This window comes from Zoogloea sp., assembly GCF_028693495.1.
Classification (GTDB): Bacteria; Pseudomonadota; Gammaproteobacteria; order Burkholderiales; family Rhodocyclaceae; genus Zoogloea.
Genome location: NZ_JAQUVG010000107.1, coordinates 1 through 11,257, shown reverse-complemented (window position 1 = coordinate 11,257; position 11,257 = coordinate 1). Strand labels below are relative to the sequence as shown.

9 protein-coding genes are annotated in these 11,257 nt (G+C 62.5%); 3 read left to right on the top strand and 6 right to left on the bottom strand.

Features of this window, described 5'->3' with window-relative positions; all coding sequences use genetic code 11:
* Positions 1–300 (top strand): hypothetical protein (locus PHD22_RS14545; protein WP_299868373.1); only part of this gene is annotated, 300 nt, incomplete at its 5' end.
* Positions 301–307: 7 nt separating this feature from the next.
* On the opposite strand, the gene PHD22_RS14540 is transcribed toward PHD22_RS14545, so the two are convergent.
* Positions 308–538 (bottom strand): VF530 family protein, encoded by a 231-nt coding sequence (locus PHD22_RS14540; protein WP_299868372.1) that lies wholly within the window; start codon positions 536–538, stop codon positions 308–310.
* Positions 539–752: 214 nt separating this feature from the next.
* On the opposite strand from PHD22_RS14540, the gene PHD22_RS14535 reads away from it, so the two are divergent.
* The gene (locus tag PHD22_RS14535) at positions 753–1,589 is read left to right on the top strand and encodes an HD domain-containing phosphohydrolase (RefSeq protein WP_299868370.1); all 837 of its coding nucleotides are present in this window, start codon (positions 753–755) and stop codon (positions 1,587–1,589) included.
* 90 nt (positions 1,590–1,679) lie between these two features.
* On the opposite strand, the gene aroG is transcribed toward PHD22_RS14535, so the two are convergent.
* The 5 genes from aroG to PHD22_RS14510 all read right to left on the bottom strand — a co-directional run bounded on the left by aroG (position 1,680) and on the right by PHD22_RS14510 (position 9,924).
* Positions 1,680–2,762 (bottom strand): 3-deoxy-7-phosphoheptulonate synthase AroG, encoded by a 1,083-nt coding sequence (gene aroG / locus PHD22_RS14530; RefSeq protein WP_299868366.1) that lies wholly within the window; start codon positions 2,760–2,762, stop codon positions 1,680–1,682.
* 234 nt (positions 2,763–2,996) lie between these two features.
* On the bottom strand, positions 2,997–3,410 hold the full coding sequence (locus PHD22_RS14525) for a hypothetical protein (protein WP_299868364.1): 414 nt from the start codon (positions 3,408–3,410) through the stop codon (positions 2,997–2,999).
* 343 nt (positions 3,411–3,753) lie between these two features.
* Positions 3,754–5,202 (bottom strand): metalloprotease TldD, encoded by a 1,449-nt coding sequence (tldD, locus tag PHD22_RS14520; protein ID WP_299868362.1) that lies wholly within the window; start codon positions 5,200–5,202, stop codon positions 3,754–3,756.
* Between the two features lie 29 nt (positions 5,203–5,231).
* Complete coding sequence (locus PHD22_RS14515) at positions 5,232–6,044, bottom strand: carbon-nitrogen hydrolase family protein (protein ID WP_299868360.1); 813 nt, start codon at positions 6,042–6,044, stop codon at positions 5,232–5,234.
* A 22-nt stretch (positions 6,045–6,066) separates the two neighbouring features.
* A complete protein-coding gene (locus PHD22_RS14510) occupies positions 6,067–9,924 on the bottom strand; it encodes a YhdP family protein (RefSeq protein ID WP_299868359.1) in 3,858 nt (1,285 codons plus the stop codon).
* A gap of 141 nt (positions 9,925–10,065) precedes the next feature.
* Here PHD22_RS14510 and glnE point away from each other — a divergent pair.
* The coding region (glnE, locus tag PHD22_RS14505; protein WP_299868357.1) for a bifunctional [glutamate--ammonia ligase]-adenylyl-L-tyrosine phosphorylase/[glutamate--ammonia-ligase] adenylyltransferase at positions 10,066–11,257 on the top strand (1,192 nt) is incomplete at its 3' end.

The window sequence follows — 11,257 nt, the reverse complement described above, 5'->3', positions numbered from 1 at the left end:
TACAGAGTTTCTAAACCCTGTCAAGCAATTTCGAAATCGTTTTTAGGAAAACCAAAAAAACAACCACAAAACCACCTGCGCAGTGCCAGCTCGAATCTCTTCAAACCAACACCCCTCTCCACATCACTAAACCTTCTCAGACACTTCTTTTTTTCTGAGAACGTTTCCGCCTGCAGCGAAAGAGCTACGCAGTATAAACACCCACAGAAAAACGTCAACACTTTTACAGAAACAGGTAGGACACACTGCCAGACCGCTAAATTATTAATGCCGTCATTCAAAAATCTTAGCCAGCACTGACAGTCATTTATTTCGGAGGCTGTCGACAGCATTCGACATACAGCGCCTCTACCTCGGCACGGGCCCAGGCGGTACGACGGAGAAACTTGAGGCTGGACGCGACGCTCGGGTCATTCATAAAACAGCGAACCCGAACACGCTGGGCAAGATATTCCCAGCCGTAGTTGCTGACAAGCTCCGTCAGGATGGTTTCCAAAGTCAAACCGTGAAGCGGGTTTTTGGGCTGTAGGGGGCACATGAATCTATTGAAATTCGTCACACGCAAGGGGAAGCGGCTTTGGGCAAGGAATCAGGTCCGTGCAAAAGCCACATGAACAACCAGACTCTTCTGTTGACTCTCAATTTTGTGATGATTTTCACGTCTTTCTAGATTCCGGTGAAATAGGATTCAGATGGATGGATGATGGTAGCCAAAAGCTCCCCTGCCCGGCTCACCCAGCGAGGAAATCAAAATGAACTCCCACGTCGCAACCGCACGCAACTCGGCAGCCACCAACGACCCTTTCAAGGAAATCCAGCGCCTGGGAGGCCTCCTTGACGAATCCGAGAAACAACACATGCAGGCGAGAGCACAACTGGCCCTTCTTGCAGAAGCCTGCGACACCCTCCGACGTGAGCGGGACTGGGCGCTGCAGGCTTTGGCTGATCTGAAAAACGAAACATTCCTGGAGCTTGCCCGAAACGCCGAACAGAAAGATGGCGAATCTCCGATGCATACAACACGGATCGGACTCTACTCGGGAATGATCGCTGCCGAGCTGGGTTGGTCACCGGACATGTGCCAGCTGCTGGAGAGTGCAGCTCAACTTCACGATATCGGCAAAATCGGCATCCACGCAAGCATCCTGGGAAAAGAGGGCCCCCTGACCACGGAGGAGTGGCGCGTCATGCGCGAACACCCCCGAATTGGCGCAAGCATCATCGGGGACTCCGAGGAGCCCTTGCTCAAGCTGGCTGCGGAGATTGCCATGAGCCACCACGAACACTTCGATGGCGCAGGCTATCCCCAAGGCCTTGTGGGCAGGGAGATCCCCATGGCAGGCCGCATCGTCGCCCTGGCAGATTTCTTTGACGCCCTGACCACTCATCGCAGCTATCGCCCTGCCCGACCTGCAGAAGAGGTCGTGGAGATGGTCAAGATCCGCAGCGGTGAACAGTTTGATCCGTTGATCGTGGATGCTTTCCTGCGGATCTCTGACCAGATCATCACCTTGCGCCAAAGCGTCCTGGAGCAGGAAAGGTACGATGGCGCGCAGGATTGGGACGGCAATTGGTGGATGCTGCTCTGAACAGATCACCACTCATAAATCAGGGGCAAGCCATCACCGGCTTGCCCCTGATTTATGTAAGACCATTGTCACCAGGAAAGGGAGCGCACCTTATTCGGCATCCGCCCTCGCCACGCGACGCTGACGTACCGCTTCGGCAAGCACATCCAGCACGGTCAGACTGTCCTCCCACCCGATGCAGGCATCCGTAATGCTTTTCCCGTACTCCAGCTCAACCCCTGGCTTGAGATCCTGACGGCCTTCCTTAAGGTGGGATTCGACCATCACACCAATAATCCGCTCATCCCCAGCAGACATCTGGGCCGCCACATCCCGTGCCACATCCACCTGCAACCGGTGCTGCTTGCGGCTGTTGGCATGGGAAAAATCGATCATCAACTTGCCAGGAACACTGGAGGCCGCCAGTTCCTTGCAGGCTGCATCCACACTGGCTGCATCGTAGTTCGGACCTTTCCCGCCCCGCAGAATCAGGTGGCAGTCTTCATTGCCCGAGGTAGACACAATCGCCGAGTGCCCCGCCTTGGTTACGGACAGGAAGTGATGAGGCGACTGGGCCGCCTTGATCGCATCCACGGCGATACGGATATTTCCATCGGTACCGTTCTTGAAACCCACGGGGCAGGACAGCCCGGAGGCAAGCTCTCGATGAACCTGGCTTTCGGTGGTACGGGCACCGATGGCCCCCCAGGAAATCAGGTCGGCAATGTACTGGGGCGTGATCATGTCAAGGAACTCGGTGGCCGCCGGCAGTCCGATTTCGTTAACCTCCCAGAGCAGCTTGCGGGCAATACGCAAGCCCTCGTTGATCCGAAAACTGCCGTCCAGCATCGGATCGTTGATCAACCCCTTCCAGCCCACCGTTGTGCGGGGCTTTTCAAAATAGACCCGCATCACCACGAGCAGATCGCTCTTCAAGCGCTCAGCCTCGACCTTCAGACGTCGTGCGTACTCCATCGCAGCGGCGGTGTCATGAATGGAACAGGGCCCGATGACGACCAGCAGGCGATCATCGGCACCGAACAGGATGCGGTGGATGGCAGTGCGCGCTTCGAAAGCCGTCTCGGCCGCCTTGGATGTGGCCGGAAACTCCCTCAGCATGTGGGCAGGCGGAGCAAGTTCTTTGATCTCCCGGATACGGACATCGTCGATATGGACTTTCGAGGAGGCATGCATGGCGAATCCTGTCAGCGGCTTGATTGAATGATGATATTAACCCATCAACGTTCGCTGAGCCATGAACTCCCGCTATCGCGCTAATGGGAAAGTGGTTCCAGGCCGGGTTTAGTCCACCAAGACAAAGCTAGGCATGAGCAGGACCTCCCTGCCGCGGCACCTGCCCAGGGGTGAGTCCGCCTCGCACAGACTCCGGACAACGGCCCGCCCAACTTGCCTTGAACAGGCTTGGGATCAGCGTCCGAAACGGATACCCCAGCCCACGCCCCCCCGCCCTGGATAACGGAAGGAATGACCAAAGGGATGGCCGAAATTGAGATAAACCGAAGAACTCCAGGCGGAGCCCCATGGAGTGAACCAGCGGGACTCCTCCCAGCCACGGCGATAAGCCTCGCTGCGGGCGCGATCCACCGTCGCAGCCTGAGCCTGTGCCTGACGCACCCTTTCCGCAGCGGCCTGATCCCGCTCGAAACGGACTTGGGCAGCCACCAGCTCATCCAGCACCTCCGGAGCAACGCCCTGTTCCCGCAAGCGCAGGATTTCTGAGGGCGTGAGGGGGTGATGCGTTCCTGTACGACGGACGATATCCAGAACCTCCCCGACAGGACGCCCCTGCCGGGAGAGGCGAACCAGTTCATCGAGACTCAAGGGAAGCTCCTGCCTCCCTGCATGGGCCCGCGTGAGTTCGGTCTCCCCCAGCCGCCGCACACTCCCCGGGTCAGATGAAGGGGATGCACAGGCCGACAACAAGGTGACTGAAAACAGGATACCCGCCCAACTCTTTGCGCACTGCATGCCTGCCCTCCTCATAGAAGTGCGCAGCGTGTCACTCGTGGCACGCTGCAGCATACCGCCGGCCTCCATGCCACCCAAGCCCATGTGCCGGACAAATACGGCTTGGCCATGGGGAGCAGGCACCACCAGCAGAGATCCGCAGAAAAGGATCAACCCGGCAGTCCCAGCCATGAGGCTGCGCCCCCCCACCCACCCCTCACCCCCCAGTACCGCCAACCGTCAGGCCGTCGATGCGCAAGGTGGGCTGGCCCACCCCCACCGGAACGCTCTGCCCGTCCTTGCCACAGGTACCGACCCCCGGATCCAGGGCCAGATCATTGCCGATCATGGAAACCCGGGTCAGGCAATCAGGGCCGTTGCCGATCAGGGTGGCCCCCTTGACCGGGCGGGTGACCTTGCCATCCTCGATCAGATAACACTCGGAGGTGGAGAACACAAATTTGCCGGAGGTGATGTCCACCTGACCGCCACCGAAATTGGCTGCATAAAGTCCGTTTTTGACGGAAGCGATGATCTCGGCAGGTTCATGCTGGCCAGCCAGCATGATGGTATTGGTCATTCTTGGCAAAGGCAGGTGAGCGAAGGATTCGCGACGGCCGTTTCCGGTGGGCTTGACGCCCATCAGGCGGGCGTTGAGGGTGTCCTGCATGTAGCCGGTGAGGATGCCGTCTTCGATCAGCACGGTGCGCTGGGTCGGATTGCCCTCGTCGTCGATGGTCAGGGAGCCACGACGATCCGGCAGGGTGCCGTCATCCACCACGGTGACGCCCCTGGCGGCCACCTGCTGGCCGATGCGACCGGCAAAGGCGGAGCTTTCCTTGCGGTTGAAGTCGCCCTCCAGGCCGTGACCGATGGCTTCGTGAAGCAGGATGCCAGGCCAGCCGTTGCCGAGCACCACGGTCATCAGGCCGGCGGGAGCCGGACCGGCGCCCAGGTTCACCCGCGCCTGGTGCACAGCGGCACGGGCGAAGCCAGTGAGCACCTCGTCGCTGAAGTAGCTGTAGTCGTAGCGCCCGCCGCCACCGCCGGAGCCCTGCTCACGGCGACCATTCTCTTCCATGATCACCGTCACCGAGACCCGCACCAGAGGGCGCACGTCGGCCGCCAGGTGGCCGTCGCTGCGGGCCACCATGACCACCTCCCAGGATCCGACCAGACTGGCCATGACCTCCATGACCCGCGGATCCTCAGCCCGGGCCATGGCCTCGAGGCGCTCCAGCAACTTCACCTTGGCCACGTCATCGAGGGAGCCCTGGGGGTTGTCGGGGATGTAGAGGGCCGCCGGCGACTTCTTGGCAGCCTCGATCTTGTGGGCCTTGCGTCGCCCGCTGTCGGCAATCGCCCGGGTCGCTGCGGCCGCATCCTTGAGGGCCTTCAGGCTGATGTCGTCCGAGTAGGCAAAGGCGGTCTTCTCGCCGGTGATGGCTCGCACGCCAACGCCTTGCTCGATGTTGAAGCTTCCCGACTTGACGATACCCTCCTCCAGGCTCCAGGCCTCCGAACGGTGATACTGGAAGTACAGGTCCGCGTAGTCGAGCTTGTGCCGGAAGAGCTTGCCGAAAACCTTGTCGAGATCCTCGACATCCAGGTCGTAGGGTTTCAGGAGCAGCTTGGTGGCGGTCTTGAGGGAATTGGTGGTATTCATGGTCTCTCGGGGATGATTACGTTGTTCTGTCAGCCAATCTTGCGATGACGAAGGGCCGGCAGGCTCGTCCGCACATCGGCGATACGGGCAGGGTCCAGATCGGCCAGGGCCACGCCGGGCCCCTCTTCAACCCGGGCAAGCACCTCACCCCACGGATCGATGATCAGGCTGTGCCCATAGGTACGTCGGCCACTGGGATGACGTCCCCCCTGGGCGCTGGCCAGCACGTAGCACTGGTTTTCGATGGCACGGGCCCGCAGCAGCACTTCCCAATGCGCCTGGCCGGTGGTGTAGGTAAAGGCCGCTGGGAGGACGATCAGATCCACTTCTCCCATGGCCCGGAAAAGTTCGGGAAAACGCAGGTCATAGCAGATGGACAGCCCCACCTGGCCGCAGGGGGCTTCAAAACTGACCACTTCATTACCTGCTTCAATCGTCGCGGCCTCATCGTAGTACTCATCACCCTTGCGGAAACCGAAGAGGTGCACCTTGTCGTAACGCGCCACCCTACGGCCCTGATCATCAAAGACCAGGGTGGAGTTCTTGACCTTGTCAGGCTGCGAAGCCTCCATCGGACAGGAGCCGCCAATCAGCCAGACGCGGTGGCGGATGGCCGCCTCCCTCAGGAAAGCCTGGACGGGCCCGGCCCCTTCGGTCTCGCGCATGCGCACCTTCGCGCCTTCGTCACTGGCCATCAGCGGGAAGTACTCAGGGAGGGCCACCAGCCGGGCACCGGCCGCCGCGGCCTCGGCAAGCAGACGATCCGCCTCGGCCAGGTTGGCCTCCAGATCCGGGCCGGAAATCATCTGGACAGCAGCAATGGGACAGGCCTGACGGGTCATCGGAGGTCCTTGGGGCGTGAAATCATGGATTGGAGGGGGCGGGACGGGCAGAAAGTTTCTCAACCTTCGGGTCAGCCCACGCCCCTGTCACTGCGTATTCGAAGCTGAACAGTTTTTCCACTGGATCACGCAGGGCTTTTTGAACCAGGTAAGCCGCCAGCCCCAGCGCAGGATTGATGGCCCCCGTCGTGGCAATCGCGGAACCGACCGCCACGGATTCGGACAAGGTCGGCTGAACCCGGACCCGCAGATTCTGGGTTTCCCGTGCAGCATCAGCATGGCCACTCATGAAGACCCTCGCCGCTGGCCCGAAAATTTCCAGGTCTTCAGTTCGCAGCACACCACCATTCATCTGGATGCTACCGGAAATACGATCGAAGGCGAATCCTTGGGAAAAAACATCCCGAAAATCCAGGGTGATGCGGCGCGGCAGGGCCTGCAGGCTAAGCACACCAAGGAGCCTTCCAGCGCCAGGATCCAGCTGGGTGAACTGGCCACCCTCCACGTTCAGCTTCATCCGGCCACCCAGGGTCGGGTAGTGAAGAGCCGTAGGCGGTCCCTTCCAGTTAACCTCCCCCTCCAGCACCCCCTTCCCCCGGCGGACGGCTTCCGGATACCCCAGACGCCCAAGCAGCTTTTCCACGCTGGCCACATCAAGCCGGAAATCAAGACGGGTTTCCTCCCTCGCCCCAGGACGCCATAGCCCCTCTCCGCTGAGCACCCCATCCGGGTTGACGATGTTCAGCTGGTCGAGACGCCAGGCATCCCCACGGTTCGCGGCCTTCAGCTCGAGACGCCCCAGCTGCCGTCCCCTCAATATAAAACTGTCCGCGGTCACATCCAGACCCGGCAGCTGGGAAAGACGCTCCTCATCGGGGCGCCCCGATGAGGAGTCGTCCTCTGCGGAGCCCAGGGACAACTGGCGGAAACGGGCCTGCAAGCGTCCGCGCCCCTGATCGCGCCACAGAATGTCACCCGTCGCTTCGCGGCTGGACAGACGGGCCTGCCAGCCCCCCTCTTCCATGACTGCCCGCAGGTTCACATTGCCAAAGCGCTGTCCGTAAGCCCGCAGTTCCGTCGCCTTGAGAGCGATCCCGGACAGGGGGAAATCACTTCCCTTGCCAGTGGCTGCACCTTCCCTTGAATCGGCATTGCCGGCCAGCGCCTTACGCCAGGCATCCGCATCCAGCTGCTCGGCCGTCACCGCCAGCATCACCCCCTTGTCAGCCAGCCGGAGGGGTTCATGGAGCGCCATGCCGCCCCGGGTGACCACCATCCGGCCCCCCTCCCGCTGTCGCTGGAACTGGGCCTGGAAGGTCGACCCCACAGACAACCGCAGCACATCTCCCGGGGCCACGCCCGGCACTGCCGGTGGCACCTGAATTTCAAAACGCAAAGGCAGAGGGGTACTCGCCGACTTCCTGAAGGGCTCCGGCAGCGCCGAAGCCACTCCCAGCAGATGACTCTCCAGCGCGAAACCAACCCCCCCCTGGCGCGGCACGGTGATGCTGCCCTTCCAGGCAGCGCTACCCGCCAGATTATCCAGCAAGGGCAGCTCGAGCGCCCTGCGCAGGGCAGGCATGGCTGTGCTGCCCTGCACCTGGAGGAGCACGCTGCCATCCGGGCGCGTTCCCCCCGCCACGGTCGCCAGATCGCCAAACACCCGGGCGCTGGCATTGCGCACGCTGAGCTGACGCTCGGTGAATGAAACCTCGCCCATGGCTTCCGCCAGGAGAGGCAGTGCCGGATCTGGCCGCAACTGATTCCGGGTGAATTGGTAATCACCCTTGACCCGACTGTGCTCCAGCCCGGCCAGGGGCAGCACCAGCTGGAGCTGGAGCTGGCCATTCCCCTCCGCCCGGAAGGGTGCAGTGAAGTGGTTGATCATCGCCGACACCGGACTCTCCGCGATATAGCGCAGAAAATCCTGGGTGGCCCCCGCCGCACTGCCCCGGATCGAAACCACCTCCTCTTTTTCAAAATCAGGCAGCACTGCAGTGACGTTTTTCAATTCGACGCCGAAGATCCGCCCCCGCTGGGCCTTGAGGGTCATCCCCGGCCCCTCGAAAACCAGCTCGCCGGCAATCCCCTCGATACGTGGCCAGCCCTTGGCATAGTCCAGCACGCCCTCCCGGATACGGGAGGTCACGCGAAATGTCCCGTCCCGGGGATTGCGGAAGGGAAATTTCTCCAGATTGCCCTTCAGCACCAGACGGGTATCCACGGCCGTGCCCCCCGCCAGACTGTGCTGCAGCCAGTCCCGGGCACTCTTGCTGACCACACTCGGCAGATATCGCCAGACCGCCCGGCTGTCCGCCTCCGCCAGACGGGCCTGCAGATCAATCTCTCCCAAGGCATCGGTCGCAGCCCGGTAACGACCGGATGCCGTACCCCGGGCATCCCGGTTGGCAAAACTGACACTCTTGAGCGTCACTTCCGTCTGCCCATCCGGATGACTCCAGTCCCCTTCCACCGCCACCTCGGCAAGCCCCAGGCGGGGCTCTGCGAAGATTGCGGGCAAATCCAGGCGGGCATCCCGCCCCTTCAGGCTGAAGCGCCCTCCCCGGTCATTACCCTCTACCGTTCCCGACAGCCCGGCAAAGCCGGGCCAGGCCCCCAGCGGCTGAATCCCCAGATTCACGAACCGGGCGTCCATCGAGTAACTTGCCAGCCCCCCCGCTGGGCCACTCCACTTGAGATTCAGGGGCGCCACGCTCCCGGTGGGAGCCAGATCCGCCAGGCGCTTGCGCACCCCTGCATCCAGGGGCAGGCGCTCAGCCAGCTGGGCCAGGACCCCCAGATCGAGCTGATTGGCCACGAACTCCCCCCGGGCCAGGGCTGCACCACGCTTTTCCTGGAGACGCAGATAAAAATCCGTGGGGGTCACCCGCAAGCCATCCAGGGTGTGCACGGCCACACCCTGGCCACTCAGTTCCTGCACCCCCCGTTCGTTACGGAAACGGAGGCGACCGCTGGCCAGCTGCATGGAGATTTCTTCCAGCTGGGGGCCCAGCCGGGTGCGGGCATCACGGAGGGAAAAGTCGGCGGAGGCCCCCACCAGCCGCCCCTCGGAGAGATCCAGCCAGGCCTTGAGCCCGCCCGCTCCCTCCAGCTCGAAAGGGTAGTCCACCCACGGACGCCAGGCACCCAGGCTGGCATACTCGAGTCCCGCATAAAGCTCGCCCCGCCATTCATCAAGGCGCCCCAGGTGCTGCCCATTCAGGACCCCACGCACCTCCAGGGTCGCGGCCAGGGTTGCCGGTGGAACCGCCAGCAAACCGAAGCGATGCTGACGCCCACGGTTCTCCAGTCGGAAATCCACCTTGTCCAGGACGAGGGGGGGAGCCTCGCGCAGTTCATCATTCCATTCGAGACGGGCCTGCCGGACCCGGATCTCCCGCTGCTCCAGAAGCCACGCCGCAAAACCGCTTTCTTCCTCCCCCGACGCCACCGCCAGCCCGGCAACAAACAGCCGCCCCGCGCCGTCCCGGCGCAAGGTGAGCTCCGGAGCGTCAATCAGCAAGCGATGCAGACGCAGCCCCATCACCAGGATGGAGCGCCAGGCCACCTCCGCCTCGACCCGCTCCAGGACCAGCGCCGCCTTACCGTATCGATCCCGGACCGTAAGCCCCTGCAACTGGAGGCGGGGGTGCAGGCCCCGCCAGTCCGCTTCAAGGCTACGGATCTCCACGGGCAAACCCAGGGAGCCCGCCAGCAGCTCCGCCACCTCGGCTCGATACCCCGGCACAGCGGGCAGCGCGACATGACGGATCCCCAGGTAGGCGACACCCAGCAGAGTCAGGACGATCGCCGCCAGCCAGGCCAGACGACGCAGACACAGGCTCGAAAAGCGCCAGACGGAAAAGCAGCGCTCAGGCACGAAGGAAGTGCTCCCCCCTGGAAGATCTGGCCGGGAACGGGCCGCAGGCCGCTCCGGCATCAGGCTTGACGAAAATCAGTCCGGCAGACATAAAACGGGTTGAACATTGACGACTCAGCATTCTACCAATCGGCCCCCGCCATGTCCGAACAGCCCACAGCCCTGCCCCAGCCCATTCTCGATGCCCTCGAATGCTCCCGCTTCCTGCGCCGCCAACTGGACAGCCGCAGCTGGCTGTCCAGCCGTCTCAGCCCGGGCCTCCAGGCCCCCCTCGACGCCACCGCCCTGCGGGATTTCCTCCGGGAAGAACAGGTCACCGAAAACAGCCTCAAACCGGCGCTGCGCAAGCTGCGGGCCTGGGTGATCTGCCACACCCTCATCCGCGATCTGGCCGGGCTGGCCAGCCTGGGAGAAGTCACCGAAACCATGACCCTGCTGGCCGACATTGCCGTGGAAACCGCCCACGACGTCCTGCGGGAACAGCTCGTTGCAAAACACGGGGTTCCCTTGTCCGCCGACGGCCGGGAGCAGGAGTTCATCATCATCGGCATGGGCAAGCTGGGAGGGCGGGAGCTCAATGTATCGTCAGACATCGACCTGATCTTCGTCTATCCCGAAGACGGCAGCACGGCCGGCCCCAGGACCATCGACAACTACGAGTTCTTCACCAAGCTCGGCCGGAGCCTGATCCAGGCCCTCAATGACATGACCGGCGACGGCCAGGTCTTCCGGGTGGACATGCGTCTGCGCCCCAACGGCGACTCCGGCCCCCTGGTGGCCAGCTTCGACATGCTGGAAAATTACTTCATCACCCAGGGCCGGGAATGGGAGCGCTATGCCTGGATCAAGGCCCGGGTCATGACGGGCATCCGCGGGGCCGAACTCAATGCCATCTCCCGCCCCTTCATCTTCCGCAAGTACCTGGACTTTGGGGCCATCAATGCCATGCGGGAGCTCCATGCCCAGATCCGGCGGGAAGTGGCCCGCAAGGACATGGCCCACAACGTCAAGCTCGGCCCGGGCGGGATCCGGGAGATCGAGTTCCTGGCCCAGGTCTTCCAGCTGATCCGCGGCGGGCGCGACACCGCCCTGCAGATCAAACCCACCCTCAAGGTCCTCGACACGCTGGCTGAACGGGGCATCATCACCCGTGAGGTCGAACAGGAACTGGCCTCTGCCTACGACTTCCTGCGCCGGGTGGAACACCGGCTACAGTACCTGGACGACGCCCAGACCCATAACCTGCCCGGGAGCGAAACCGATCAGGCGATCCTCGCCCGGACGATGGGCTTTGACAGCTATCCCACGCTGGTCGAGGCACCGGAAGCACAGA

What these genes read in the sequence shown, in the direction of transcription:
- PHD22_RS14540 (WP_299868372.1), bottom strand. Translation starts at nt 538, where the DNA reads ATGTGCCCCCTACAGCCCAAAAACCCGCTTCACGGTTTGACTTTGGAA.
- PHD22_RS14535 (WP_299868370.1), top strand. Translation starts at nt 753, where the DNA reads ATGAACTCCCACGTCGCAACCGCACGCAACTCGGCAGCCACCAACGAC.
- aroG (WP_299868366.1), bottom strand. Translation starts at nt 2,762, where the DNA reads ATGCATGCCTCCTCGAAAGTCCATATCGACGATGTCCGTATCCGGGAG.
- tldD (WP_299868362.1), bottom strand. Translation starts at nt 5,202, where the DNA reads ATGAATACCACCAATTCCCTCAAGACCGCCACCAAGCTGCTCCTGAAA.
- PHD22_RS14515 (WP_299868360.1), bottom strand. Translation starts at nt 6,044, where the DNA reads ATGACCCGTCAGGCCTGTCCCATTGCTGCTGTCCAGATGATTTCCGGC.